The 25331-nt window shown below is 66.5% G+C and carries 21 protein-coding genes; 12 read left to right on the forward strand and 9 right to left on the reverse strand.

Annotation, left to right across the window (positions count from 1 at the left end):
• Positions 1–104: 104 nt before the first annotated feature.
• From LDJ84_RS14600 to LDJ84_RS14610, 3 genes are all read left to right on the forward strand, one after another.
• Positions 105–1025, forward strand: a complete 921-nt coding sequence (locus LDJ84_RS14600; RefSeq protein WP_037010248.1) for a LysR family transcriptional regulator — start codon at positions 105–107, stop codon at positions 1023–1025.
• Between the two features lie 214 nt (positions 1026–1239).
• Positions 1240–1773: a DUF4124 domain-containing protein gene (locus tag LDJ84_RS14605; RefSeq protein ID WP_024767023.1), complete on the forward strand. Its 534-nt coding sequence runs from the start codon at positions 1240–1242 to the stop codon at positions 1771–1773.
• A 69-nt stretch (positions 1774–1842) separates the two neighbouring features.
• Positions 1843–2289, forward strand: coding sequence for a GNAT family N-acetyltransferase (locus LDJ84_RS14610; protein WP_226046513.1), 447 nt, complete (start codon positions 1843–1845; stop codon positions 2287–2289).
• Positions 2290–2293: 4 nt separating this feature from the next.
• On the opposite strand, the gene LDJ84_RS14615 is transcribed toward LDJ84_RS14610, so the two are convergent.
• Positions 2294–2962 carry a TIGR04211 family SH3 domain-containing protein gene (locus LDJ84_RS14615; RefSeq protein ID WP_037010253.1) on the reverse strand — a complete coding sequence of 223 codons (669 nt, stop codon included), beginning with the start codon at positions 2960–2962 and terminating at the stop codon, positions 2294–2296.
• A gap of 310 nt (positions 2963–3272) precedes the next feature.
• On the opposite strand from LDJ84_RS14615, the gene LDJ84_RS14620 reads away from it, so the two are divergent.
• Positions 3273–3608 carry a DUF2790 domain-containing protein gene (locus LDJ84_RS14620; RefSeq protein WP_226046514.1) on the forward strand — a complete coding sequence of 112 codons (336 nt, stop codon included), beginning with the start codon at positions 3273–3275 and terminating at the stop codon, positions 3606–3608.
• Between the two features lies 1 nt (position 3609).
• On the opposite strand, the gene LDJ84_RS14625 is transcribed toward LDJ84_RS14620, so the two are convergent.
• Together LDJ84_RS14625 and LDJ84_RS14630 are read right to left on the reverse strand one after the other, a co-directional pair.
• Positions 3610–4995 (reverse strand): heavy metal sensor histidine kinase, encoded by a 1386-nt coding sequence (locus LDJ84_RS14625; RefSeq protein ID WP_226046515.1) that lies wholly within the window; start codon positions 4993–4995, stop codon positions 3610–3612.
• On the reverse strand, positions 4992–5666 hold the full coding sequence (locus LDJ84_RS14630; RefSeq protein ID WP_054909263.1) for a heavy metal response regulator transcription factor: 675 nt from the start codon (positions 5664–5666) through the stop codon (positions 4992–4994). The genes LDJ84_RS14625 and LDJ84_RS14630 overlap by 4 nt, the downstream gene beginning before the upstream one ends.
• A 440-nt stretch (positions 5667–6106) precedes the next feature.
• Here LDJ84_RS14630 and LDJ84_RS14635 point away from each other — a divergent pair, with 440 nt between their 5' ends.
• The 4 genes from LDJ84_RS14635 to LDJ84_RS14650 all read left to right on the forward strand — a co-directional run bounded on the left by LDJ84_RS14635 (position 6107) and on the right by LDJ84_RS14650 (position 13390).
• The gene (locus LDJ84_RS14635) at positions 6107–7315 is read left to right on the forward strand and encodes a TolC family protein (protein WP_196913673.1); all 1209 of its coding nucleotides are present in this window, start codon (positions 6107–6109) and stop codon (positions 7313–7315) included.
• 171 nt (positions 7316–7486) lie between these two features.
• The gene (locus LDJ84_RS14640; RefSeq protein ID WP_226046516.1) at positions 7487–8737 is read left to right on the forward strand and encodes an efflux RND transporter periplasmic adaptor subunit; all 1251 of its coding nucleotides are present in this window, start codon (positions 7487–7489) and stop codon (positions 8735–8737) included.
• Between the two features lie 12 nt (positions 8738–8749).
• Positions 8750–11923, forward strand: a complete 3174-nt coding sequence (locus tag LDJ84_RS14645) for a CusA/CzcA family heavy metal efflux RND transporter (RefSeq protein WP_226046517.1) — start codon at positions 8750–8752, stop codon at positions 11921–11923.
• Positions 11924–12673: 750 nt separating this feature from the next.
• Complete coding sequence (locus LDJ84_RS14650; protein ID WP_169887618.1) at positions 12674–13390, forward strand: SDR family NAD(P)-dependent oxidoreductase; 717 nt, start codon at positions 12674–12676, stop codon at positions 13388–13390.
• Positions 13391–13616: 226 nt separating this feature from the next.
• Here the strand turns inward: LDJ84_RS14650 and LDJ84_RS14655 are convergent, their stop codons facing one another.
• Positions 13617–14972, reverse strand: coding sequence for an OprD family porin (locus LDJ84_RS14655; protein WP_024765775.1), 1356 nt, complete (start codon positions 14970–14972; stop codon positions 13617–13619).
• Positions 14973–15215: 243 nt separating this feature from the next.
• On the opposite strand from LDJ84_RS14655, the gene LDJ84_RS14660 reads away from it, so the two are divergent.
• Positions 15216–15560, forward strand: coding sequence for a cupin domain-containing protein (locus LDJ84_RS14660; RefSeq protein WP_037014773.1), 345 nt, complete (start codon positions 15216–15218; stop codon positions 15558–15560).
• A 55-nt stretch (positions 15561–15615) separates the two neighbouring features.
• On the opposite strand, the gene LDJ84_RS14665 is transcribed toward LDJ84_RS14660, so the two are convergent.
• A complete protein-coding gene (locus tag LDJ84_RS14665; RefSeq protein ID WP_037014770.1) occupies positions 15616–16308 on the reverse strand; it encodes an MgtC/SapB family protein in 693 nt (230 codons plus the stop codon).
• A gap of 250 nt (positions 16309–16558) precedes the next feature.
• On the opposite strand from LDJ84_RS14665, the gene LDJ84_RS14670 reads away from it, so the two are divergent.
• The gene (locus LDJ84_RS14670) at positions 16559–16867 is read left to right on the forward strand and encodes an NIPSNAP family protein (RefSeq protein WP_024765778.1); all 309 of its coding nucleotides are present in this window, start codon (positions 16559–16561) and stop codon (positions 16865–16867) included.
• Here the strand turns inward: LDJ84_RS14670 and LDJ84_RS14675 are convergent, their stop codons facing one another.
• The 3 genes from LDJ84_RS14675 to LDJ84_RS14685 are packed head-to-tail and all read right to left on the reverse strand — an operon-like array spanning position 16868 to position 22587.
• Positions 16868–18286 carry an efflux transporter outer membrane subunit gene (locus LDJ84_RS14675; protein ID WP_226046518.1) on the reverse strand — a complete coding sequence of 473 codons (1419 nt, stop codon included), beginning with the start codon at positions 18284–18286 and terminating at the stop codon, positions 16868–16870.
• Positions 18283–21414: an efflux RND transporter permease subunit gene (locus tag LDJ84_RS14680; RefSeq protein ID WP_169887615.1), complete on the reverse strand. Its 3132-nt coding sequence runs from the start codon at positions 21412–21414 to the stop codon at positions 18283–18285. The genes LDJ84_RS14675 and LDJ84_RS14680 overlap by 4 nt, the downstream gene beginning before the upstream one ends.
• Before the next feature lie 21 nt (positions 21415–21435).
• Entirely contained in the window at positions 21436–22587 is a 1152-nt protein-coding gene (locus LDJ84_RS14685; protein ID WP_226046519.1) for a MexC family multidrug efflux RND transporter periplasmic adaptor subunit, read from the reverse strand.
• 169 nt (positions 22588–22756) lie between these two features.
• Between LDJ84_RS14685 and LDJ84_RS14690 the strand changes: the two genes are divergently transcribed.
• Together LDJ84_RS14690 and LDJ84_RS14695 are read left to right on the forward strand one after the other, a co-directional pair.
• On the forward strand, positions 22757–23314 hold the full coding sequence (locus LDJ84_RS14690; RefSeq protein ID WP_024765782.1) for a TetR/AcrR family transcriptional regulator: 558 nt from the start codon (positions 22757–22759) through the stop codon (positions 23312–23314).
• Between the two features lie 103 nt (positions 23315–23417).
• Positions 23418–24863 (forward strand): SulP family inorganic anion transporter, encoded by a 1446-nt coding sequence (locus LDJ84_RS14695; protein WP_065084063.1) that lies wholly within the window; start codon positions 23418–23420, stop codon positions 24861–24863.
• Between the two features lie 120 nt (positions 24864–24983).
• On the opposite strand, the gene LDJ84_RS14700 is transcribed toward LDJ84_RS14695, so the two are convergent.
• Positions 24984–25190 carry a hypothetical protein gene (locus LDJ84_RS14700; RefSeq protein WP_024765784.1) on the reverse strand — a complete coding sequence of 69 codons (207 nt, stop codon included), beginning with the start codon at positions 25188–25190 and terminating at the stop codon, positions 24984–24986.
• Positions 25191–25331: the final 141 nt, after the last annotated feature.

Consider the following 25331-nt stretch of genomic DNA (forward strand, 5'->3'; position numbering starts at 1 on the left):
GTTTGCTTTATTCTTCGTTGACGGAATAAGAGCTTGCATTTAAAACCAGCGCATAACGAGCGGCAAATGCCTTTGCCCACTATTTTCAATGCCGGAAATGCATCATGGATCTGCGCCAACTCCGCTACTTCATCGCCCTCAACGAACACCGCAGCTTCGTTCGCGCGGCCGACGCCATGGGCATTACCCAGCCGGCGTTCAGCCGCAGCATCCAGGGCCTGGAGCAGGAGCTGGGCTGCCGCCTGGTGGACCGAGGCAGCAAGGACCTGCGGCCGACTCCCGAAGGCCAGGTGGTGCTGCAGCACGCGCTGAGCCTGGTGCAGGGCGCGAACAACCTGAGCCATGCGGTCGCGAGGCTGAACAAGCTGGATTCGGGCGAGTTGCGCTTCGGCAGCGGGCCGGCGCCTGCACAGAAGCTGGTGTCCGACGCGGTGTCGCGCTTCGTCCAGCGCTACCCGCGCATCCACATCCAGTTCGGCGTGGACAACTGGGAGCGCCTGGCGCGCAGCCTGAGCCGCGAGGAGATCGAATTCTTCGTCGCCGACATCCGCCATTTCGAAGCCGACCCGAACTTCCAGACCCGCGCGCTGAAGCCGCGCAGCGGCCTATTCTTCTGCCGCCAGGGGCATCCGCTGCTGGCCAAGGAAAGTCTCTCCACCAACGACATGTTTGCCTACCCGCTGGCTGCCACGCTGATCCCCCCCAGCGCGCGGAAGATGCTCGCCAACCTCAGCGGGAAGATCGACATCACCACCAATGTGCAGTGCGAGGACATGGCCTCGCTGGTGCGCATCGTCAGCCAGACCGACGCCATCGGCATCGCCGTGGAGGAGGCGCTGAGCGAGCCCATGGCGCGCGGCGAACTGGTGCGCCTGCACTTCCGCAACCTGCCCAACAACGTCGATATTCTCCAGGCCCGTTGCGGCATCGTCACCCGCAGCGGCGACCGCCTCTCGGCAGCGGCGCGGGCAATGATCGAATTGCTGGTGGACCTCGACGCAGGAGTGGAGAGCGCGGTGGCGTGAGGCGGGCTCCGCCTTAAGCCTGGCTCTCCTGGCGCCGGTCCAGTCCGTTTGGCTTTCGAGACCGGTTTGACTCCCAAAGTACAGGCCTGGCGAGGATTTACCGAACCTTTACAGAGCGCTGGAAAACTTGCGGCAACAGTGCATGTCAATCTGATGGCAATCCCAAGGGTCCTGTTCTCAGGCATACCAATGGAGTGGTCAGGAGCATTGCGTCATGCGCTTCCCATTCGTCGTGGTCCTGCTGGCCGCGCTGGGTTTCAACACCGCGCAGGCCGAGATTTACAAGTGCACCGTGGAAGGTCGGCCGGTCTTTGCCCAGACCCCTTGTGGCACCGATGATATTCAGGTCATCCCCAATGCCTGGCAGCCGAGCGAGGAAGACGTCGCCCAGCAGAAACAGGCCAACCGCTCTGTCGTAAACTCGACGCTGCAGATGCAGTACGTCAGTCAGGTGACCCGGATGAGAAATCTCATACGGGAGGTCGATCAGACCATCGAGGATTTGCGCGAGAAGTGCGATGAGCGGCTCAGATGGTTGCGCTACGAGCGTAGTCGCGCCAACAACAACCTGGCCGGGGCGATCTGGGAAAACACCATCGTCACGGAGATGATTAATGTGAAGGCGGATTACGACAGGCGTATTGGGGAACTGCTGGATGCCCGGGCGGAAGCGGTGCGCAAGTTGGAAAATTTCGAGACCCAGGCACGTGAGCAATTGGATGCATCGCTGCCTTCGTCGACGAAGTGAGTCCTCGGCATTGGCCTCGGGTAGCCGTTAGCTTCAATCTTGGCAGCTCACCGGACAAGGACGCCCGCAATGACCCTTACGCTCCGCCCCGCCCGCCTGACAGATGTCCCCTACGTCCAGCGCGGCGAAGAGGCCTATATCCGTCAGTGGGAGCCCGCCCACGAGGCACGCTGGAGGGAAGGCTTCGACCGGCATCTGGCGCGCTGGCTCGAGTACTTCGAGCATCTGACCATTGCCGAGCACGCCGGCGAAAGCGTGGGCTATAGCTTTTGGATGCCGGAAGATGGCAGCGCGGAACTTTGCACCCTGGGGGTCAGCACGGCTTGGCGGGGCAGGGGCGTCGGTGCAGCGTTGTTGCAGCGCTACATCGAGGATGCCCGGCAGGAAGGCTACACGCGACTCAAGCTCAGTGTGCGCCCCGACAACCCGGCGCGGCGCTTGTATGAGCGCGCCGGGTTCCAGCCACGGGGCAGCGACGCCCTGGGCTATCGGCAGTACGAATTGCTGATCGACTGAGGCGTCAGACCCACTCGGTGCTGCGCTTGCGCCGCACGCGCAGCATGGTCGGCAGGATCAGCCCGGCGAGCAGGCCGGCGCCGGCGATGCTGCCGCCGTAGGCCATGTAGCGCATCAGCACCTGCTTGTTCTCGTCGCCCAGTTGCGCCTGGGCATCGCGCAGTTGCGAGCGGGCTTCGTTCAGTTCGCTATCCAGTACGGTGCGTGCAGCCTGAAGTTCGTCGATGAGCTTCTTGCGCGCATCCAGGGTTTCCTGCATGCCCTGGACACGGTTCTTCCAGCTGTCGTCGATGGTCTGCAATTGCGTGGTCAGCTCGGTGACCTTCTGCTCCAGCGCCGGCAGGCGTTCGGCCTGGCCGGGCTTTTCCTGCAGGTCCTTGCTGGCGATCCACACGCTGTTGCCGCTGTCGCTGCGCACCTGGCTGTAGTCGCCGGAGGTGCTGACCAATTGGACCTTCTGCCCGGAGGTGAGGGTGCCAACGATGCGATAACCATCGGTGGGGCCGCTGCGCACATAGGTGCTCAGGCTGTCGTTCACCCAGCGCGCGTTGCTGGCGGGCTCCTCGGCCTGGGCCGGAGCACCGGCTGCCAGCAGGCCGGCAAACAGGCAGGCACCGAGGGCGCGGGTCTGGAGGGGAGAAACTCGTGCGGGGAAGCGACGCGATAGGGACATGGGCAATCTTCACATGACTTGGAACGAAACCCGCCTTGCGGGAGCGAAAACGCCGGCCGGGCAATTTATTCAGAACTGGCCGGGTGGCCAATGGCCAGGAAACCCACCCGGGGGGCCGACAGCACACAGACAGTCGTCGGATGCCGAGAGTTCACCGCTGGGAAAATGCACGGATGAGTGGTGGGAAAATGCCTGCACTGCCGGGGCAGTCCGTGCGCCGGATAACCGAATCGTCATCCTTGCCTCAGCTTCCCGTTAGCGGCGGCTTCGTAAGGTGGAGTCACTTTCAACCACCCATGAGGTGACTGCCATGCAACTCTCCCGCTTCTTCCTGATTGCCGCCCTGCTGGGCACTTCCTCCCTGGCGCTGGCCGACGGTGGCGGTGACATCACCTTCGCCCGCATGGAGCAGGCCCGCCAGCAGGCCATGCAGGCTCGCGAGGGCGCCCCGTCGCCGATGCAGATCGCCGAGGCAAAGCAGTACACCTACGGGATGAACCTGGACATCGCCGAAGTCGTGGCGGTGACGCCGATGAGCACCGACTGTGGCGTGGTCCCGGTGCAACTGCGCTACAAGGATTCCTCCGGCGAGGAGCAGGCCATCGAGTACCGCACCGAGCGCGTCGCCTGCCGCGCTACCCGCTGATTCAGTCCGGCGAAGCGGGGAATTTCAGGAGGAAGCGCGTCGGCCCTTCCTCCGAACTCTGCGCGCTGGCGGCACCCAGGTGCAGCTCCATGATCGAGCGCACGATGGCCAGCCCCAGGCCCGTGCCGCCCTGCGCTCGCGAGCGGCCCTTGTCCACCCGGTAGAAGCGCTCGAACAGGTGCGGCAGGTGCTCGGCGGCAATGCCCGTTCCGGGGTTCTGCACCGCTAGCGTCACGGTTGCGCCATCGTCCCGCACTTGCACGCTGATGCATTCGCCCTCGGGCGTGTGGCGGATCGCGTTGGAGAGCAGGTTGGAAATGGCGCGCTGGATCATCAGGCGATCGCCCACGACCTGCCCATGCCCCTCGATGGCGATGCGCAACGACCTTTCCTCCGCGCTGAAATCGAACAGCTCGGCGACCTTCGCCGCTTCCTCCTCCAGCTGCACCGCCTCCTGCGGCAGCAGCGCGCGCGGGTGGCTGACCTGGGCGAGGAACAGCATGTCGCTGACGATCCGGCCGACCCGTTCCAGCTCTTCGGTACTGGCGGCCAGCACCGCTTCGTACTCGTCCTTTTCCCGCGGCCGCGACAGCGTCACCTGTGCCTTGCCCAGCAGGTTGCCGATGGGCGAGCGCAGCTCGTGGGCGATGTCGTCGGAGAACTGGGTGAGCTGCTGCACGCCGCCATCCAGCCGATGCAGCATCAGGTTCAGCGCCCGCGCAGCCTTGCCCAGCTCCCGTGGCAGGTCCTGCACGGGAATGCGGTGGCTGAGGTCCTGGGTGGTGATCAGCGAGGCCACCTGGCCGAACTGCCGCAAGGGCTGCAGGCCGCGCTTGGCCACCAGGCGCGCACCCAGGGCAATGAGCAGCAGCAGCGGTGGTACCGCCAGCCAGGCCGAGCGCAGGAAGGCGCCGAGCAGGGCATCGTCGTCGCGCCGATCCAGGGTCAGGAACACCCGCAGGGTATTGCCGTCGCGCAAGCGGACCAGGCCCCGCTCGGTCAGCAGGCGGCGACCGTCCGCCGAGGTCCAGCCGAAGGCGCGGCCACTGCCGGCGAACTCATCGAGCGCCGCTGCGTCGCGGGGCGGCCCGCTGCTGAATCGCGGCGGCTGCCCGCGTTGCTCGTCGAGCAGCGCGGCGCTCAGGTTGTCGTGGCCCATCAGCTGGTCCTGCAGGGCATGGCCGCGCAAGGGCAGGGCAGCGAGGCCGGGGTCTGCGTCCAGCGCGTGACGCAACTGCCCGAGCTTGTCTTCCAGCTCACGGTGGGCGCGCTGGTCCAATTGGTGGTCGAGGGCGAGGTAGGCCAGGGTAAGCAGCAGGACTATCAGCACCGAACCCAGTACGCCGACCCACAGGCCGATGCGCAGCGACAGGCTGGCCGGCTTCATGCGCGCGCTTCCAGCACGTAGCCGACCCCGCGCAGGGTGTGGATCAGCTTGTCGGCGAAGGGATCGTCGATCTTCGCCCGCAGGCGGCGGATGGTGACTTCCACCACGTTGGTATCGCAGTCGAAGTTCATGTCCCAGACCAGCGAGATGATCTGCGTGCGCGAGAGCACCTCGCCGCTGCGGCTCATCAGCAGGTGCAGCAGGGCGAACTCCTTGCTGGTCAGGTCTATTCGGCGGCTGTCGCGGTAGGCGCGGTGGCGGCCGGGGTCAAGTTCCAGCCCGCCGATCTCCAGCACCTGGGGCTGGTCGATGCGTTCGCTGCGGCGCATCAGCGAGCGCACGCGGGCGAGCAGTTCGGGGAATTCGAAGGGCTTGAGCAGGTAGTCGTCGGCGCCCAGGTCGAAGCCTTTCACCCGCTCGGTGAGGCGGCCGCGGGCAGTGAGCATCATCACGCGGATATCGCTGTGCTGGCGCAGGCTGGCGAGTACGTCCCAGCCATCCATCTGCGGCAGGTTCACATCGAGGATGACCAGGTCGTAGGCGCACTGCCGCGCCAGGTGCAGGCCATCGACGCCGTTATCGGCGCGGTCGACCACATAGCCGCTTTCGCTCAGCCCCTGTTGCAGATAGTCGGCCGTCTTGTGGTCGTCCTCGATGAGCAGGATTTTCATCAATAGTTACTCGGTAATTGCGTGAGAAATAATGCCAGGGACACAGGAAAGTTCGCCGAGCCCTGTAAAGCGCGCGCAGTCTAGAAGCTGTAGCGACTTCAGGGTCAATCGCGGCGATGTTGTATTCGGCGTTGTTCAGAAAACCGGGGAAGTTCTGCAGGTGACTGCTCTTGAAGGGTTTTCTGGGGAATGCAGGGCTGCCGGGAATTTCGCGAATTGTTTCCTGAAGTTACCTGGAAGAGGTGCGAGGCCTTTTTAAATACATACAACGAGAACTCCCCGGCTGACCAATTACATGTTTGTAATTATCCAGTCACCTTGTCGCTAGAGAGGCGCCCCTAGATTCGCCGATGGAAATGACGGCATGCCGTCGAAGTTGACTCCATCGTGCGAGGTTCGCCGTGTTTGCAAGACGTACTGGGTTCGTTCCATGGGCGGGGTTGCTCGCCTTGCTGCTCTGGCAGTCGCCTGCCTGGGCGCAAAGCCGAGAGATCGGCATCGAGGAGGCGCTGCAGGCTGCGGCCAATGGCAATCCCGAACTGGCTGCCAGCGCCCGTGAGATCGGCATCGCCCAGGGTTTGCGCGAGCAGGCCGGCCTGCTGCGCAACCCGACGCTGTCCTGGGAGCAGGAAGGCACCGAATCGCGCAATCGCACCACCACGGTGGGCATCAGCCAGCCGCTGGAGCTGGGCGGCAAGCGGGGCGCGCGGGTGGAACTCGCGGAGCGCGGCCAGGCCGTCGCCGCGCTGAGCCTGGAGGCGCGGCGCAACCAGCTGCGCGGCGAGGTGATCGCAGCCTTCTTCACAGCCTTGCGCGCCCAGGAGCGTGAACGGCTGGCACAGCAGTCCGTCGAGCTGGCGCGGCGTGGAGTGGCCGCGGCTGACGGGCGTGTCCGCGCCGGCAAGGCCCCGCCGCTCGAGGCCGATCGCGCGCAGGTACAGCTGGCCGAAGTGCGCCTGGAGCAGGATCGCGCCCGCCGCGACCGCGCCGACGCCAACCAGGCGCTGGCCAGCCTGATGGGGCTTGCCTCGCCGGACTTCACCGGCGTGCGCAGCGAGACAGCCCGTTCACTGCCCGGCCTGCCCTCCAGCGAAGAGCTGTTGCGCCGTCTGGCCGACAGCGCCGAGATGCGCCTGGCGCAGAGTCGCATCGATGAAGGCGAGGCCGCCGTGCGTCTGGCGAAGACCCAGCGGATCCCCGACCTTGATGTCAGCCTGGGCAGCCAGGAGGCAATCGAGGACGGCAACCGCGACCGCATCGCGGTGATCGGCCTGAGCCTGCCCTTGCCGCTGTTCGACCGCAACCAGGGCAACATCCTCGCCGAGTCGCGCCGGGCCGATCAGGCTCGTGACCTGCGCAACGCCGTCGAGCTGCGTCTGCGCCAGGAGACCCAGCAGGCCTGGCAGCAGTGGAGCACCGCCCAGGGCGAGGTCAACGCCTTCCGCCAGACCATCCTGCCCACCGCCCAGACCGCCGTGGAAAGCGCCACTCGCGGTTTCGAGATGGGCAAGTTCGGCTTCCTCGAAGTACTCGACGCCCAACGCACCCTGATCACCGCGCGCGACCAGTACCTGCGCGCGCTGGCCCAGGTCAGCGATGCCTGGGGCCGTATCGAACGGGTCTACGGCGATGTCGGCGCGGCCCGCTAAGGCTCGCCGCGCCTGGCTCGCCCTGCTGCTGGTGACCCTGACGCCGTCTGCCGCGGCGCCGACTGCGGGCCTGCTGGTGCATTGGTGCGTCCACGACCTCTTCAGCAACCTCCATCACCTTGCGGTGCCAGCGTCACAGCGCGGTGCCGGCGGATACTTTCCGGAGCTTCCATGATCAACAAAACCCCTCTCGCCGCCGCCGTGCTGCTCGCCTCTGCGCTGGGCGTCAGCGCCTATGCCTGGATGGGCAGCGAACAGGCCGGTGGCAACCACCTCGACGATGCGACCCACGCGGACGGCGAGCACCACAACAGCCTGGCGCCGACCCTTCATGCCGAAGCGGCGAGCCATGCCGACGGTGAGCATCACGCCGCCCAGGAAGCCGAAACCGAAGAGCAAGTCCTGCATCTGACCCCGGCACAGATCGAGGCAGCCGGCATCCAACTGGTCACAGCCGGGCCGCAGGCGCTGGATGAGGCATTCAGCCTGCCCGGCGAGATCGGCTTCGACCAGGACCGCACTGCCCACGTCGTACCGCGCACGCCGGGCGTGGTGGAGTCGGTGGCGGTTGAGCTCGGGCAGAACGTGAAGAAGGGCGAGCTGCTGGCCGTGATCGCCAGCCAGCAGGTGTCCGAGTTGCGCAGCGAGCTGGCCGCCGCCCAGCGCCGGGCGAGCCTGGCGAACAAGACCTTCGAACGCGAACGCGAGCTGTGGCAGGAGAAAATCTCCGCCGAGAAGGATTATCTCCAGGCCCGCCAGGGCCTGGAGGAAGCCCGCATCGCCCTGGCCAATGCGCAGCAGAAGACCAACGCCCTGATCGGCGTTTCGGCCAGCGCCGGCGGCAACCGCTACGAGCTGCGGGCGCCGTTCGACGGCGTGGTGGTGGAGAAGCACCTGGTGCCCGGCGAGGTGGTCAGCGAGACCACGGCGGCGTTCACGCTGTCCGACCTGTCGCGGGTCTGGGCCAGTTTCAGTGTCGCACCGCAGGACCTCGCGCGGGTTCAGGTGGGCAAGCCGGCACGGGTTGAAGCGGCGGACCTGGGCATGCAGGTCGACGGTCGCGTGAGTTACGTCGGCAACCTGCTCGGCGAGCAGACCCGCAGCGCGGTGGCCCGCGTGACCCTGGCCAATCCCGATGGCGCCTGGCGCCCGGGCCTGTTCGTCAACGTGCGGGTCAGCAGTTCGGCACGCCAGGTGCCGGTCGCGGTGCCGGAGCAGGCCGTCCAGGAGGTGGAAGGCCAGCCGAGCGTATTCGTGCGCAACGCCGAAGGCTTCGACCCGCGCCCGGTCAACCTTGGGCTGCGCAGCGCCGGCCAGGTGGAAGTGCTGGCGGGACTCTCGGCGGGTGATCAGGTGGCGGCCGAAGGCAGCTTCATTCTCAAGTCGGAGCTGGGCAAGAGCTCGGCGTCCCACGCTCACTGACGGGGCGCCAGCATGTTCGAACGCATCATTCGTTTTGCCATCGAGCAGCGCTACCTGGTGCTGCTCGCCGTTCTCGGCATGGCCGGCCTGGGTATCGCCAGCTACCAGAAACTGCCCATCGACGCGGTGCCCGACATCACCAACGTACAGGTGCAGGTCAACACGTCTGCTCCGGGCTTCACGCCGCTGGAGACCGAGCAGCGCATCACCTACCCGGTGGAAACCGCCATGGCCGGCTTGCCGGGCCTGCAGCAGACGCGCTCGATTTCGCGCTCGGGGCTGTCGCAGGTGACGGTGATCTTCAAGGACGGTACCGACCTGTTCTTCGCCCGCCAACTGGTCAACGAACGCCTGCAGCAGGCGCGCGAGCAGCTCCCCGAGGGCGTCGAGTCGGCCATGGGGCCGATCTCCACCGGCCTGGGCGAGATCTTCCTGTGGACCATCGAGGCCGAGCCGGGCGCGCGCAAGCAGGATGGCAGCGAGTACACGCCGACCGATCTGCGGGTGATCCAGGACTGGGTGATCAAGCCGCAACTGCGCAACGTGCCGGGTGTGGCCGAGGTGAACACCATCGGCGGCTTCGCCAAGCAGTTCCAGGTTGCCCCGGATACCCGCCGGCTGGCGGCCTACCGGCTGACCCTGGCGGACGTGATCGCTGCACTGGAGCGCAACAACGCCAACGTCGGCGCCGGCTACATCGAGCGCAACGGCGAGCAGTTGCTGGTGCGTGCGCCGGGGCAGGTGGGCAGCCTGGAGGACATCGCCAACATCGTCGTGGCCAATGTCGACGGCACACCGATCCGTCTGCGCAATGTCGCCGAGGTCGGCCTGGGGCGCGAGCTGCGCACCGGCGCCGCCACCGAGGACGGCCGCGAAGTGGTGCTCGGCACGGTGTTCATGCTGATCGGCGAGAACAGCCGCACCGTCGCCAAGGCTGCCGCGGCCAAGCTGGACGAGATCAACCGCACGCTGCCGGCCGGGGTCAAGGCGGTGACCGTCTATGACCGTACACAACTGGTCGACAAGGCCATCGCCACGGTCAAGCGCAACCTCACCGAGGGGGCGATCCTGGTGGTGGCAGTACTCTTCCTGTTCCTGGGCAATATCCGCGCGGCGTTGATCACCGCCATGGTGATCCCGCTGGCGATGCTGTTCACCTTCACCGGCATGTTCAGCAACCGCATCAGCGCCAACCTGATGAGCCTCGGCGCGCTGGACTTCGGCATCATCGTCGATGGCGCCGTGGTGATCGTCGAGAATGCCATCCGCCGCCTGGCCCACGCACAGCAGCACCACGGCCGCCTGCTGACCCGCCGCGAGCGGATGCACGAGGTCTTCGCCGCGTCGAAGGAGGCGCGCCGCGCGCTGATCTACGGGCAGTTGATCATCATGGTGGTGTACCTGCCGATCTTCGCCCTCACCGGCGTCGAGGGGAAAATGTTCCACCCGATGGCCTTCACCGTGGTGCTGGCGTTGCTGGGCGCAATGATCCTCTCGGTGACCTTCGTGCCGGCGGCCATCGCGCTGTTCATCAGCGGCAAGGTGAAGGAAGAGGAAAACCTGCTCATGCGTGGCGCGCGCCGCGCCTATGAACCGGTGCTGGACTGGGTGATGGCGCGCCGCGCGCTGGTGTTCGCCTGCGCCGCGGTGCTGGTGCTGCTCTCCGGCCTGCTGGCCAGCCGCATGGGCAGCGAGTTCGTGCCCAGCCTGGGCGAGGGCGACTTCGCCCTGCAATCGCTGCGCACGCCGGGCACCAGCTTGTCGCAATCGGTGGCCATGCAGGAGGCCCTGGAGCGCCAGGTGCTGGTCAAGGTGCCGGAGGTGCAACGCATGTTCAGCCGCACCGGCACCGCGGAGATCGCCTCGGACCCGATGCCGCCGAATATCTCCGACGCCTACGTGATGTTGAAACCCAAGGAGCAGTGGCCCGATCCGAAGAAGAGTCGCGCGCAGCTGGAAGCGGAAATCCAGGAAGCCGCCAATGGCGTGCCGGGCAGCGCCTATGAGCTGTCGCAACCGATCCAGCTGCGCTTCAACGAGCTGATTTCCGGGGTGCGCAGCGACGTGGCGGTAAAGGTCTTCGGCGACGACATGGCGGTCCTGAACCAGACCGCCGAGCAGATCGCCGGCGTGCTGCGCCAGGTGCAGGGCTCGTCCGAGGTGAAGGTCGAGCAGACCAGCGGCTTGCCGGTGCTCACCGTGAACATCGACCGCCAGCGTGCCGCGCGTTACGGGCTGAATGTCGGCGACATCCAGGACAACGTCTCCGTGGCCATCGGTGGCCGCGAGGCGGGCACGCTGTTCGAGGGCGACCGCCGCTTCGACCTGATCGTGCGCCTGCCGGAAAGCCTGCGCAGCGACATCGACGCCCTGTCGCGCATGCTCATCCCGGTGCCGGCCCCGGCCAATGCCACGGATTCGCGCATCGGCTTCATCACCCTGGGCGAAGTGGCACGCCTGGAACTGGTGCAGGGGCCGAACCAGGTCAGCCGCGAGAACGGCAAGCGCCTGGTGGTCGTGAGCGCCAACGTGCGCGGGCGGGATATCGGTTCGTTCGTCGCCGAGGCGAGCGGCAACATCGAGCGGCAGGTGAAGCTGCAGGCCGGCTACTGGACGACCTGGGGCGGCCAGTTCGAGCAGTTGCAGTCGGCGGCGCAGCGTTTGCAGATCGTGGTGCCGGTGGCGCTGTTGCTGGTGTTCACGTTGCTGCTGATGATGTTCAACAACGTGCGCGACGGGCTGGTGGTCTTCACCGGGATTCCCTTTGCCCTCACCGGTGGCGTGGTCGCGCTGTGGCTGCGGGATATCCCGCTGTCGATCTCGGCAGGCGTCGGTTTCATCGCGCTGTCCGGCGTGGCGGTACTCAATGGCCTGGTGATGATCTCCTTCATCCGCAGCCTGCGGGAGGAGGGGCGTGGCCTCGACGCGGCGATCCGCGAGGGCGCATTGACCCGCTTGCGCCCTGTGCTGATGACCGCGCTGGTGGCCTCGCTGGGCTTCGTGCCCATGGCCCTGGCCACCGGCACGGGTGCGGAAGTGCAGCGGCCGCTGGCGACCGTGGTGATCGGCGGCATCCTCTCGTCGACCACGCTGACGCTGCTGGTGCTGCCGGCGTTGTATCGGTGGATGCATCGGCGGGATGAGGATGCCCGGGTGCAGCGGGAGGGAACTGGCCTCGGCCGCTGACGAGCCGGGCAGATGTACGGTCGGGAAATGCTCTGAACTATCCCGGCCGGGATGTTTCCATCGATGGAGCGTCCGCCACTCCGACGCTCTGTCCGGCACAGGGGTGGCAGCGGCTCTGGCCGCCTGCCTGTGCCCCGAGCCACCAGCGTACAGGGGCAGTACTGTCCCGGGAGATGCAGCGTGAAAGAGGAAATTGTACCCGAGCCGCGGCCGGGGCCGATCGCCGAGCACGACAAGCCGGGCGAAAGACCGCCCAGGACACCGGTGCGCAAGGACGAGCCTGATCCTGCGCGTCCAGGCCCCGTGATCGAAGAGCCCCATGAGAAAAACGACCGCCCGGAGCGCGATTCGAAAGATCGGCGGTAACCGTGGTGGATGCCTGGTGTGGGGCCCTGGAAATGCCCGCCCCAGGCATCGCACGGATCGATCCCCCTGTGTCGCCCCGCCAGCGCTCGGAGGTCACTTGCAGCGCTGCCGCTCGCTCCTGGCCGTAGCAGTCGGAGACGTGCTCTCTGTCGGTTGTCCGCCCGTGCACCCGGCTGCCGAGGCGACTGGCAGTCTTCCCGCCTATTCATCGCTCCAAAGGGAACGACGAACTCCGCGCAGCGATTCCGGCTCATTTCTGGGCGATTGCTTCTATTGACCTCAGGCTAGGTTGAGGTTTTAGAGTCCGGCCCGAACCTTTGCGCAGTGGCGAATTCGCCCCTGCGCAAAAGCACACTGGACAGGCAGGCGCCGGGGAGACGTTCGATGAACATCATGATTGTGGGCGCGAGCCGGGGGCTGGGCCGCGCGCTGGCCGAAGGCCTGGGACGGGCGGGCGATAGCGTGGTGGGCGTATCGCGCAGGCGGCCGGATGCATTGGCGGCCGTTGAAGGCGTCCAGCTCGAGTGGATCGAAGCCGACCTGTCGGTCGCCGGAGAGGCCGCGTCAGCCATCGAAGCGCAGGCGCCTGCCGAGCTGGATGTATTGATCTGCAATGTCGGCATCTGGGAGGAGGAGGCCTTCAGCGAAGGCTATTGCTTCCTCAGCGATTCCGACGAGTCCATCGGCAGGCTGGTCGACGTGAACATCACCGCCACGCTGTTCCTGCTCAGGCGCCTGGTTCCCAGGCTGCTGGACTCGCCACGGCCGCAACTGATCCTGACCGGGTCGACATCCGGCTTGCGCCAGAGCGGACGTCCCGAGGTGACCTTCGGTGCTTCCAAGTTTGCTCTCAATGGCATGGCCGATGCGCTGCGCGAGGGCTTCAGGGACAGCAGGCTGGCGGTGAGCGTGCTCCAGCTGGGTTACCTGAACACCGAGGATCCGCTGACCACGCCCCTGGCGGATGCCGCTCGCCGAGGAGGAGGCCATCAGGTTCCAGTGCATGATGTGGTGCGAATGGTCGATGCGTTGTTGCAGCTTTCGGGAGCTTCGTTCGTCCGCGAGCTGGTCCTGCCGGCGATTCGGGACGAGCGCTTCTGACATCGAACCTTCCAGGCTCCACGAAAAAAAGGCGCCCTTGCGGGCGCCGAGGGTTCCTCTTCCTCCAAAGGGGCACGTGGAGCGCCAGGAAGTGGAGCAGTCTTGCGGGGGAAATCATCACCAGAAGCCTTGGGGGGCGGTGATGCCTTCCGTTATACCCAGGGGCGCCTAACGGCAGGCTGATGCGCAGCTGACAATTCCGTCATCCGCCTGCCAGGCGCCGGCCTTACAGCACGGCCAGCGGGTATTCGATGATCAGCCGCACTTCGTCCAGGTCCGATTCGAAGGCGGTGGCGCGAGTCGTCGCCTGGCGCACGCGCAGCGACAGGTCCTTGAGCTGGCCTTCCTGGAATACGTACTTGGCCTCGATGTCGCGCTCCCAGCGCTTCTGGTCGGTCAGCGGGTCGCCGTTGTCGTCGCGGCGCATGTACACGGCGTTGGCATTGGAGTAGTCGGCGTCGGTACCGCGGGCGTAGCGGGTCATGAAGCTCAGGCCGGGCACGCCGTAGGTGGCCATGTCGAGGTCGTAGCGGACCATCCAGGAGCGCTCCTTCGGCGAGTTGAAGTCGCTGTACTGGATGGAGTTGTCGAGGTAGATCGAGTCGGCCTGGCGCAGGTAGTCGAAGTCGTTGTTGCCGTTGTTGCGCTGGTGGCTGACGGCGATGCGGTGCGCGCCGAAATGCACGCCGGCGCTGGCGCTCCAGATGTTGGTGTTGAACTCGCCGAGCAGCTCGCGCCCCTCGTCCTGCGACTTGTAGTAGTTGAACCCGCCGAACAGCTCCACTGCCTCGCTGAGCGGGAAGTTCAACGCAGTGCCGAAGTAGTACTGGTTCCAGGCGTCCTTCAGGCGGCTGCTGTAGAGGCTGACGCTGGCATTGTCATTGATCGCGTAGTCACCGCCGCCGTAGGCAAGCCAGGACGAATCCACCGGGCCGGCGTAGAAGGTGGCGAAGCCGTCGTCCATCTGCCGTGATTGCGGCTGGCTCATGGAGTGCAGGCGGCCACCCTGCAGGGTCAGGCCTTCCAGGCTGGTGTTCTGCAGGGTGAAGCCGCGGAAGGACTCGGGCAGCAGGCGCGAGTCGCCGTAGTGCACCACGGGTGTCTCCGGGAACACGTCGCCGACCTTCAGCACCGTGTCCCACAGGCGCACCTTGGCCGCGCCGCCGGCCTTGGAGTAGTCGCTTTCGGTGCGGCCGTCGTTGTCGGTGGGCAATACGTCCACCGAACTGCCCGCGCCGTTGCGGCCATCTCCGGTATCGAGCTGGAAGCCGAGCATGGCGAAGGCGTCCACCCCGACGCCGAGCGTGCCCTGGGTGAAGCCGGATTCGAACCTGCCGATGATCCCGTGGGCCCAGACTTCCGAGTAGCCGTTGCCGCGCGGCGGTACGGACTGGCCATGGCGGGCGTCGCGGTTGAAGTAGAGGTTGCGGTTGAGGATTTCCAGGCTGGCGCCTTCGATGAAGCCTTCGGGCTTCTCTTCGGTTGTCGCTTCGGCGAAGACGGTCGGCGATGCGATGCCCAGTGCCAGCAGCGAAGCCGCCAGCGGGAATTTGCGTCGGTATTTTCGAGGCGTGCGATACATGAATGTGCTCCTAAGGGCAGGATGGTCGGTTACCGCCTGCTGTTGTTGTTTTCGCCCAGGCGTGGCGAGGGCCACGGGCATCGTGTAGGAGCGTGGATAACGAGCCGGTGAGCGGCGGATGACAAATCTGTCAGGCAGCGGCGGGGCAGCGCTGGCAGGCAAACCGATGTCGGAACCAGGCAATCGTTCCCGGCGGTCGATGCCTAGGGTGGCGAACCCTCACCGAAACGATCTGGAGCCGACATGTCCGATTTCATTACCGTGCTGCGCGACACCTGCCCGACGCCCGTGCTGGATGCCACCAAGTGGCAGCGCATCGGCGGCGACCCGCACACCGTCAACCTCAATGCCTACCTGTCGGCGGACGGCAGCAAGATCATGGGCACCTGGATCTGCACCCCCGGCAAGTTCCAGGTGAACTACGAGAAGTGGGAGTACTGCCATTTCCTCGACGGCTACTGCGTCATCACCCCCGAGGGCGAGCAGCCGATCCATCTGCGCGCCGGCGATGTATTCGTCATCGAGCCGGGCATGAAGGGCACCTGGGAAGTGGTGGAGACGGTGCGCAAGTACTTCGTCTTCGCCTGACCAGGCGGGTATGAAAAAGGGAGCCGACAGGCTCCCTTTCTGCGTTCCGGGCGGCTCACTGCGGGCCGTCGCTGACCGACCAGCTGGCCGCCGATACATAGGGCGCCAGTGCCAGTTCGCCGACCAGGGCTTCCAGCAGGCTGTCCTTGTCGCTGGGGGCCAATACCAGCGCGGCCACTTCCACTTCGCCGCCGGTCTTGCGCGCGTGGCTCTCCAGGCTTTGCAGGGCCAGGCCGTTGGCACTCAGGCGGCGCAGCAGGGTGGAGCGCACCAGCGCTTCCTGGTGGGCCTCGGTGACGGCCTCGACCGTGTAGTAGCGCTCGCTGCTCGGTTCCATCGGCGCGTGACGCTGGATCCAGCGTGTCACCGAGGGCAGCGTCAGGTTGCACAGCACGATCAGCAATGTGGCGACCAGCGCTGCCGCGAGGAAGCCGCTGCCGGCCAGCACGCCTACCGCCCCGGTGCACCAGACCGTCGCCGCGGTGCTCAGGCCGCGCACGCTGAGGCCGTCGCGCATGATCACGCCGGCACCGAGGAAGCCGATGCCGGTGACCACCTGCGCCGACATGCGCACTACCTGGTCCTCCGCGCCCATGAGGAAGGGCAGGGTGGCGAAGGTAGCGGCGCCGAGGGAGACCAGCCCGTGGGTGGCGACCCCGGTGAAGCGCTGGCGCCACTGGCGCTCCATGCCGATCAGCGCGCCGAAGCAGAGCGCTGCGAAGAGGTCGAGGATGATGTCGAAGTACATGCCGTGGTGCTCCGCGCCGGCCTTGCGCCGGCGCCCGTGGGAGGGCGCGTGCCCCGCTATGGTTGAAGATGCGGCCAGTCTAGCGGGCCGCGCAGTGTTGCAGGCGGATGTTGCACAGGGGAGCGCAGCCTGCAGGAGCGAGCAGGCTGCGCTCCCACAAGTTCTGCCTGGCGTGGGGCAAGGCAGGTTTGGGTGTTCCCGCGAGGAATAGGTACAGTGGCGTCCCTTTCACCGGACGAGAGTTGGCAAGATGGTCACCTGTTACCTTCGCTACGTGCTGGACCCCTACAAGCTCAAGGAATTCGAACACTACGGCCGACTGTGGATCCCGCTGGTGGAACGCTTCGGCGGCCAGCACCACGGCTACTTCCTGCCCTCCGAGGGGGCGAACGACATTGCCCTGGCGATGTTCACCTTCCCCAGCCTGGCCGACTACGAGCGCTACCGGCAGCGGTCCATGGACGACCCCGAGTGCCAGGCCGCGTTCCGCTACGCCGAGGAAACCCGCTGCATCCTCAGCTATGAGCGGAGTTTCTTCCGACCGGTGTTCGGCGACTGATCAGCGCTGCGCCGTCGCTTCCCCATTCCAGCCACCGCCGAGGGCTCGGAACAGGTCCACCAGCGCAATCTGCCGCTGGGTGCTGGTCTCGATGTAGGCCGACTCATTGACGAAGTTGCTGCGCTGCGCGTCGAGGTAGCGCAGGTGGCTGTCCACGCCGCCTTCGTAGCGCGCCTTGGCCAGCTTCAGCGTCTCGTTGGTGGTGTTGGCCAGCGCGCGGCGCGCCGCTTCCTCGCGGCGCAGGGTGTCGGTCGCCGCGAGCGCGTCGGCGACTTCGCGGAACGCCGTCTGGATGGTGCCTTCGTAGGCGGCCACGGCGGAGTCCTTGCGCACCTTGGCCAGGTCGAGGTTGGCGCTGTTGCGGCCGGCATCGAAGATCGGCAGCGACAGCGTCGGCACGAAGCTCCACGACCGCGAGCCGCCGTCGAACAACCCGGACATTTCCGCACTGGACGTGCCGAAGCTGCCGGTCAGGCTGATGCGCGGGAAGAACGCCGCGCGGGCCGCGCCGATGTCGGCGTTGCGCGCCTTGAGCACGTGCTCCGCGGCGAGGATGTCCGGGCGCCGCTCGATCAGTTCCGAGGGGGTGCCGGGGGCGATGTCCTGGATCAGCATGGGCTTGTCCTGGGGCAGCTGCGGGATGCGCTTGGCCGCATCGGCGGTACCGAGCAGCAGCACCAGGGCATTGAGCGCCTGCTGCTTCTGCCGGGCATTGCTTTCCAGCTCGGCGCGGGACTGCTCGACCAGCCCCAGCGCTTCCTGGTAGTCCAGCGCGGTGGCCGCGCCAGCACTGCGCCGCTGGCTGATCAGGCCGAGGGAATCCTCGCGGCTGGCCAGGGTCTGCTCGGTGAGCTGCAGGCGGCGCTGCGCGCCGTCATAGGTGAGATAGGCCTGGCTGACCTCGGCGATCAGTGCGATGCGCGCGCTGCGGGCGGCCGCCTCGGTGGAGAGGTATTGCTCCAGCGCGGCGTCGGTCAGGCTCTTCACCCGGCCGAACAGGTCCAGCTCGTACTCGGGCAGCGCGAGGCCGACCTGATAGCTGCTGCTCACCGCCGAGCTGCCGGTGTTGGACAGATCAGCCGGCAGCCGCTGGCGATTGCCGTTGGCCGCGGCGTTCAGCCCCGGCACGCGGTCGGCGCGCTGGATGCGGTATTGCGCACGGGCCTGTTCGATGTCCAGCAGGGTCTGGCGCAGCGAGCGGTTGTTGTCCAGGGCGACGCCCACCAGATTGCGCAGCTCGCTGTCGACGATGAAGGTTTGCCAGTCGAGGTTGCTGGCGGCCTGGCCGGTCTTCGCGGCGGGGCTGTTCCAGCTCGACGACACCGGTGCTTCGGGGCGTTCGTAGGTGGGCGCCATCGAGCAGCCGGCCAGGCTCAGCGCCAGCAGCAAGGTGCAGGCGGGTTTATGCAGGGCGGTCATTGCGCGACCTCCGACGGTTGTTGCGCAGGTTTGGGTTGGCGACGCAGCAGCGACAGCAGCCAGACGAAGCAGATGGGCACGAAGATCACCCCCAGCAGCGTGGCGCTGAGCATTCCGCCGATCACCCCGGTGCCGATGGCGCGCTGGCTGGCGGCGCCGGCTCCGCTGGCGAGCACCAGCGGCACCACGCCGAGGATGAAGGCCATGGAGGTCATGATGATCGGGCGGAAGCGCAGGCGCGCGGCCTGGATGGCGGCGTCGCGCAGGCTGTGGCCCTGTTCCCAGAGCTCCTTGGCGAACTCGACGATGAGGATCGCGTTCTTCGCCGCGAGGCCGATAACAGTGATCAGGCCGACCTTGAAGTACACGTCGTTGGGCAACCCGGTGACCGTCACCGCCAATACCGCGCCGAGGGCGCCGATGGGCACGATGAGCATCACCGACAGCGGGATCGCCCAGCTCTCGTAGAGCGCCACCAGCAGCAGGAACACGACGAGGATGGCGAGGGCGAACAGCTGGCTGGCCTGGCCGCTGGCGACCTTCTCCTGATAGGACAGGCCGGTCCACTCGTAGCCGATGCCGGCCGGCAGCTCGGAGGCCAGGCGTTGCATCTCGGCCATGGCTTCGCCGGTACTCACCCCCGGTGCGGCGTCGCCGGCGATACGGATCGACGGGTAACCGTTGTAGCGCGCCAGCTGCACCGGGCCTTCTTCCCAGCGGGTGCTGACGAAGGCGGACAGCGGCACCAGCTCGCCGCTGGTATTGGGCACATAGAGCTTGAGCACGGCTTCCGGGGTCATCCGGTCACCCTGTTCGGCCTGCACCACCACGCGTTGCTGGCGGCCGGCGTTGGCGAAGTCGTTGATCACCGAGGAGCCGAAGGCGGTGGACAGCGCACTGCTGATGGACTCGAAGCTGACGCCCAGGGTGCGTGCCTTCTCGCGGTCGATTTCGACGCGCAGTTGGGGTGCCTCGGCGAGGCCTTCCATCATCGCGTAGAGGATCTTCGGGTTGCCGTTGGCCTGTCCGAGCAACTGGTCGCGGGCCGCCAGCAGTGCCTCGCGGCCGAGGCCGGCGCGGTCCTGCAGGCGCAGCGAGAAGCCGCCGGAGTTGCCCAGGCCGTCGATCGGCGGCGGCGTCACGGCCATGATCGCGCCGTCGCTGATACCGGCGAAGCGCTCGTTCACCGCGGCGGTTTCCGCTTCGGCGGACTGCGACTTGTCGCGCACGGACCAGTCCTTCAGGGTCGGGAAGGCCAGCGCGGCGTTCTCGCCCATGCCGGAGAAGCTGAAGCCCATCACCAGGAAGGACGAGGCCACGGCCTCACGCGAAGCGAGGAACTTCTCCAGCTCCTGGCCGGTGACGTCGGCCCGCGCGCGGGTGGCGCCCGGCGGCAGCTGGATGTCGACGATCATGTAGCCCTGGTCTTCCACCGGCACGAAGGATTCCGGCAGGCGCAGGTAGCTGTAGCCGAGCAGGGCGAGGATGCCGGCGTAGATCAGCATGTAGCGCCCGGCGCGTTTCACCAGCGCACTGTTGAGCCGCGTGTAGCGCTCGGTCAGGCGCGTGAAGCCACGGTTGAAGGCGCCGAAAAAGCCGCGCTTCTCGTGATGGCCCGCCGGGATCGGCTTGAGCAGCGTGGCGCACAGCGCCGGGGTGAAGGTCAGGGCGAGGAAGCCGGAGAACAGGATCGACACCGCCAGCGACAGGGAGAACTGCTGGTAGATGACGCCCACCGAGCCGCCCATGAAGGCCAGTGGCAGGAACACCGCCGAGAGCACCAGGGTGATGCCGATGATCGCGCCGGAGACCTGGCCCATCGCCTTGACCGTGGCCTTCGCCGGGGACAGGCCTTCCTCGGCCATGATGCGCTCGACGTTCTCCACCACGACGATGGCGTCGTCCACCAGGATGCCGATGGCCAGCACCATGCCGAACATGGTCATCATGTTCACCGAGAAGCCCAGCAGGTACATCATCGTCAGCGTGCCCAGCAGGCACACCGGCACGACGATGGCCGGGATCAGCGTGTAGCGCACGTTCTGCAGGAACAGGAACATCACCAGGAACACCAGCACCATGGCTTCGAGCAGGGTGTGGATGACCTTCTCGATGGCCACGTCGACGAAGCGCGAGGTGTCGTAGGGCACCGAGTACTCGACGTCGTCGGGGAAGTTCGCCGACAGCTCGGCCAGGCGCTCCTTCACCAGGGCGGCGGTCTGCAGGGCGTTGGCGCCGGGGGAGAGCTGGATGGCGCCGGCCACGGTGGGCTTGCCGTCCAGGCGAGCGGTGAAGTTGTAGCTTTCGCTGCCGACTTCCAGGCGCGCCACGTCGGCCAGCTTTACGCTGGAGCCGTCCGGATTGGCGCGCAGGACGATGCGGCCGAACTCCGCCGGGTCGTCCAGGGTGCCTTTCACGGCGAGGGTGGCGGTCAGCTCCTGCTCGGTGCTGCCGGGGGAGGCGCCGAAGCTGCCGGCCGGTACCTGCACGTTCTGCCCGCGAATGGCGTTGCCCACGTCATCGATGGACAGGCCGTAGCCGACCAGCTTCTGCGGGTCGATCCACACGCGCATGGCGGCTTCGGAGGAGAAGAACTGCAGCTTGCCGACGCCTTGTACGCGACGCAGCTCGTTGTTGATGTTGCGCGCGGCGTAGTCGCCCAGGGCGGTGGTATCGGTGCGCTGCGAGCCTTCCTTGTAATTCAGCGCGTAGATCAGCAGGAAGCCGGCGCTGGTCTGCTCGACCTCCAGCCCCTGCGTGAGCACGGCCTGGGGCATGCGTGCCTCGGCCTTCTTCAGGCGGTTCTGCACGTCCACCTGGGCCAGCTCGGGATTAGTGCCGGGCTGGAAGGTGACCACCACTTCGGCCATGCCGTTGGAGTTGCTGGTGGATTCGAAGTAGAGCAGGCCCTTGGCGCCGTTGAGCTCCTCCTCGATCACGCTGGTGACCGAGTCCACCAGCACCTGCGCCGAGGCGCCGGGGTAGGTGGCGGTGACGGTGATCTGCGGCGGCGCCACGCTGGGGTATTGCGCTACCGGCAGCAGCGGAATCGCCAGCAGGCCGGCCAGGGAAATGAACAGCGCCACCACCCACGCGAAGTTGGGGCGCTTGATGAAGAACAGTGACATGGGGAGTTCCTCGGCGCTGCCTTACTGGCGCGACGCCTGCTGTTGCTCAGGGGCGTGACGGGCCTCGACCTTGGCGCCGGGCTGCAGGCCGGTCAGGCCGCCGACTATCACCTGGTCGCCGCTGGCCAGGCCCTGGCTGATCTGCCAGCGCGCGCCCTGCATGGCGCCGGTCTGTACCGGGCGCGTCTCGACACGGTTCTCGGCGCCGATCACCAGCACGTGGGCGGTACCATCGGTGGCGCGCTGCACGGCGCGCTGCGGCACGAGAATGGCCTTGGCGTCGGTACCCTGTGGGGCGGTGACGCGCACGTACATGCCGGGCAGCAGCAGGCCGTCGGCGTTGTCGAACTTGCCGCGCAGCGAAACCTGGCCGGTGCCGCGATCCACCGAGATATCGGTGAACAGCAGTTCGCCCTGGCGCTCGTACGGGGTGCCTTCCACGCGCAGGCTCAGCGCCTGGCTCTGGCCGGCGGGGAGGTTGCCGCTCTTCAGCGCTTCACGCAGGCGCAGGGCATCGGCCACCGGCTGGGTGAAGTCGGCATAGATCGGGTCGAGTTGCTGGATACGCGCCATCAGCGTGGCGTCACCCTGGCCGACCAGCGCGCCTTCGGTCACCAGCGCGCGGCCGATACGCCCGGAGATCGGCGCCTTGACCGAGGCATAGCCCAGGTTCAAGCGCGCGGTTTCCAGGTCGGCCTGGGCCGAGCGCACGGACGCCTGGGCACTGCGCAGGTCGGCGGTGGCGGTGTCGAAGTCCTGCTGGCTGACCGCTTCGATCTTCACCAGCGGCTCGTAGCGCTTCACCCGTGCCTGGGCTTCCTGCTGCGCGGCCTGGGCTCGCGCCAGTTCGCCTTCGGCGCGGGACACAGCGGCCTTCAGCGGCGCCGGGTCGATCTGGAACAGCAGGTCACCGGCCTTGACGTCGGCGCCTTCCTCGAAGCGCTTCTGCACCACGATGCCCGCCACCCGCGCCCGCACTTCAGCAACGCGCATCGGCTCAATGCGCCCGGGCAATTCCGCCGTCAGGGTGAGGGCTTCGGGCGCGACTGCCACCACATCCACTGGCCTTGCCGTCTCGGCGGCCGCCTGAGGTTCGCCGGATTGTCCGCAACCCGCCAGCGCCAGCGCTGCCACCAACGCACTGATTGTCCCTACTGCACGCAACCTGCCCATGATTCACCCGGGTCTGTCTATCTGGAAGGTGCGTATGATCCTTTTAAACTCAAAATGAGTCAATAATGTCTCATTTGCTTCTGTGGTGTATAAAATGTGTCATGACCTTTCAAAAGAGAGGTCTTTTTCTGCACAATGAGACGATCCGCCACCTGACAAGAGGCCCCGAATGACTCTCTCCGCCCACGATGAACGTCTGCTCAAGGCGCTGGCTGTTGCCATCGTCGACCGCCCCAGGGCGACGCTGAAGGAGCTGGCGGAGTCGGCGGGGGTGAGCAAGGCGACGCTGCATCGCTTCTGCGGCACCCGCGACGGGCTGATGGAAATGCTCGAGGACTATGGGCACGTGGTGATCCGGCAGATTCTCGAAGCTGCCCAGCTGCAGCAGGCCGAACCCCTGGAGGCGCTGCGGCAGTTGATCGCCGAGCACCTCAAACATCGCGATATGCTCAACTTCCTGCTGTTCCAGTACCGCGCGGAAAACCTCGACATGCAGGCGACGACCGAACGCTGGAGCTACTACACGGAGGCGGTGGACGCCTTCTTCCTACGCGGTCAGCAGAGTGGCAGGTTCCGTATCGACATCACTGCGGCGGTGTTCACCGAACTCTTCCTCTCCATGCTCTACGGCATGGTCGACGCCGAGCGCTACGGCCGCGCGGCCAGCTCGAGTTCCGCCCAGGTACTGGAGCAACTGTTCCTCAATGGCGCCTTGGTGAAGCCATGAACTGAGGCCGCACCGCGGCCGGAAGAGCGCTGGAGCGGTGGCCGGGCAGGGCGGTTTTCCGTACCATTGCCGGCCCTTCGAAGTCCCCGTTCCGAGTAGATAAATGAAACCCGCCCGCCTGCGTGCCGATGTCCTGGCCGGACTCACCACGTCCTTCGCGCTGGTGCCCGAGTGCATCGCCTTTGCCCTGGTCGCCCACCTCAACCCGCTGATGGGGCTGTACGGCGCCTTCATCCTCTGCACCCTGACCGCGCTGTTCGGCGGCCGTCCCGGCATGGTCTCCGGCGCTGCGGGCTCGATGGCGGTGGTAATCGTTGCGCTGGTGGTGCAGCACGGCGTGCAGTACCTGCTGGCCACGGTGCTGCTGGGCGGGGTGATCATGATCCTGTTCGGAGCGCTGCGCCTGGGCAAGCTGGTGCGCATGGTGCCGCACCCGGTCATGCTCGGCTTCGTCAACGGCCTGGCCATCGTCATCGCCCTGGCGCAACTGGAGCATTTCAAGGACGGCGAGCATTGGCTGAGCGGTAATCCGCTCTACGTGATGCTGGGCCTGGTGGCGCTGACCATGGCGGTGGTCTATCTGCTGCCGAAGCTGACCCGCGCGGTGCCGCCGGCGCTGGTGGCGATCCTCGGCGTGGGCCTGCTGGTCTACCTGCTTGGCCTGCCGACGCGCACCCTGGGCGACATGGCGCACATCGCCGGCGGCCTGCCGACGTTCGCGCTGCCGGACATCCCCTGGAACCTGGAAACCCTCCGGATCATCGCGCCCTATGCCTTCCTGATGGCCATGGTCGGCATCCTGGAAACGCTGCTGACCCTCAACCTCACCGACGAGATCACCGAGAGCCGCGGCTTCCCGGACCGCGAGTGTGTGGCGCTCGGCGGCGCCAACATCGTTTCCGGGCTGTTCGGCGGCATGGGCGGCTGCGCCATGATCGGCCAGACGGTGATCAACCTCAGCTCCGGTGGCCGTGGCCGGCTCTCCGGCGTGGTTGCCGGGGGGATGATCCTGCTCTTCGTGCTGTTCCTCTCGCCGCTGATCGAGCGGATTCCGCTGGCGGCGCTGGTGGGCGTGATGTTCGTGGTGTCCCAGCAGACCTTCGCCTGGGCCTCGCTGCGGGTACTGAACAAGGTGCCGCTGAGCGATGTGCTGGTGATCATCGCGGTGACCGCGATCACCGTGGCAACGGACCTCGCCATGGCGGTGTTCTGCGGCATCATCCTGGCGGCGCTGGACTTCGCCTGGAAGCATGCCCGCGAGCTGTACGCGGATATCCATGACGAATCGGATGGCAGCAAGCTGTACCGCGTCCACGGCACGTTGTTCTTTGCCTCCACCACGCCCTTCCTCAACCAGTTCGACCCGGCGGGCGACCCGCAGCAGGTCACCCTGGACTGCGCGCACCTGAGCTTCGTCGACTACTCGGCCATCGCGGCGCTGATGACCCTGCGCGAGCGCTACGCCAAGGCCGGCAAGCAATTGCGCGTGGTGCACCTGTCCGAGCGCTGCAAGCAACTGCTCAAGCGGGCGGGTCTGCAGGCCGCCTGAGTGCAGGGGGAACAGGCCGTTCGCTGTGCATGTGCTGTGGGGGGATTGCCGTGGAAGGCAGCTTCGCGCTGAATCGGTGATCCAGGAGGTGTAGGACCGCGCTCGCTGCGGCAAGGAGCGTCAGGTGGATCCGCCGCTGAGCTTTTCCCAGACGTATTCGAGCGTGTCGGCATCCAGCATGAGCTGGCGGGCGGCGCACCGGATGCGTCTTGCCTGCTCGTCGCTGACGCTGCAGCTGCTCAATTCGCGGAGCAGCTCGGCGGCGACTTCATTGTTGAAGGCGGTGGTGCGTACGGCGCGCAGCACGTCGCAGTTCAGGTTTCGCATGGGGGCTCCGATAGGTGGTGGGTCAGCGTCGGGGAGCGCTTCACCCGCAGGGGGCTCGGTTCAGCGTTTCACCTCGATGACGAGGATGCCTTCGGAGCTGCGGACTTCGCCATCGAAGGATTTCGGACCTGTGGCGACTGC

Source organism: Pseudomonas sp. HS-18 (assembly GCF_020401845.1).
GTDB classification, from domain to species: Bacteria; Pseudomonadota; Gammaproteobacteria; order Pseudomonadales; family Pseudomonadaceae; genus Pseudomonas; species Pseudomonas nitroreducens.

Bases quoted from the DNA above. Each gene is read 5' to 3' on its own strand.
- LDJ84_RS14600 (WP_037010248.1), top strand. From the start codon at position 105: ATGGATCTGCGCCAACTCCGCTACTTCATCGCCCTCAACGAACACCGC.
- LDJ84_RS14605 (WP_024767023.1), top strand. From the start codon at position 1,240: ATGCGCTTCCCATTCGTCGTGGTCCTGCTGGCCGCGCTGGGTTTCAAC.
- LDJ84_RS14610 (WP_226046513.1), top strand. From the start codon at position 1,843: ATGACCCTTACGCTCCGCCCCGCCCGCCTGACAGATGTCCCCTACGTC.
- LDJ84_RS14615 (WP_037010253.1), bottom strand. From the start codon at position 2,962: ATGTCCCTATCGCGTCGCTTCCCCGCACGAGTTTCTCCCCTCCAGACC.
- LDJ84_RS14620 (WP_226046514.1), top strand. From the start codon at position 3,273: ATGCAACTCTCCCGCTTCTTCCTGATTGCCGCCCTGCTGGGCACTTCC.
- LDJ84_RS14625 (WP_226046515.1), bottom strand. From the start codon at position 4,995: ATGAAGCCGGCCAGCCTGTCGCTGCGCATCGGCCTGTGGGTCGGCGTA.
- LDJ84_RS14630 (WP_054909263.1), bottom strand. From the start codon at position 5,666: ATGAAAATCCTGCTCATCGAGGACGACCACAAGACGGCCGACTATCTG.
- LDJ84_RS14640 (WP_226046516.1), top strand. From the start codon at position 7,487: ATGATCAACAAAACCCCTCTCGCCGCCGCCGTGCTGCTCGCCTCTGCG.
- LDJ84_RS14645 (WP_226046517.1), top strand. From the start codon at position 8,750: ATGTTCGAACGCATCATTCGTTTTGCCATCGAGCAGCGCTACCTGGTG.
- LDJ84_RS14650 (WP_169887618.1), top strand. From the start codon at position 12,674: ATGAACATCATGATTGTGGGCGCGAGCCGGGGGCTGGGCCGCGCGCTG.
- LDJ84_RS14655 (WP_024765775.1), bottom strand. From the start codon at position 14,972: ATGTATCGCACGCCTCGAAAATACCGACGCAAATTCCCGCTGGCGGCT.
- LDJ84_RS14660 (WP_037014773.1), top strand. From the start codon at position 15,216: ATGTCCGATTTCATTACCGTGCTGCGCGACACCTGCCCGACGCCCGTG.
- LDJ84_RS14665 (WP_037014770.1), bottom strand. From the start codon at position 16,308: ATGTACTTCGACATCATCCTCGACCTCTTCGCAGCGCTCTGCTTCGGC.
- LDJ84_RS14670 (WP_024765778.1), top strand. From the start codon at position 16,559: ATGGTCACCTGTTACCTTCGCTACGTGCTGGACCCCTACAAGCTCAAG.
- LDJ84_RS14675 (WP_226046518.1), bottom strand. From the start codon at position 18,286: ATGACCGCCCTGCATAAACCCGCCTGCACCTTGCTGCTGGCGCTGAGC.
- LDJ84_RS14680 (WP_169887615.1), bottom strand. From the start codon at position 21,414: ATGTCACTGTTCTTCATCAAGCGCCCCAACTTCGCGTGGGTGGTGGCG.
- LDJ84_RS14685 (WP_226046519.1), bottom strand. From the start codon at position 22,587: ATGGGCAGGTTGCGTGCAGTAGGGACAATCAGTGCGTTGGTGGCAGCG.
- LDJ84_RS14690 (WP_024765782.1), top strand. From the start codon at position 22,757: ATGACTCTCTCCGCCCACGATGAACGTCTGCTCAAGGCGCTGGCTGTT.
- LDJ84_RS14695 (WP_065084063.1), top strand. From the start codon at position 23,418: ATGAAACCCGCCCGCCTGCGTGCCGATGTCCTGGCCGGACTCACCACG.
- LDJ84_RS14700 (WP_024765784.1), bottom strand. From the start codon at position 25,190: ATGCGAAACCTGAACTGCGACGTGCTGCGCGCCGTACGCACCACCGCC.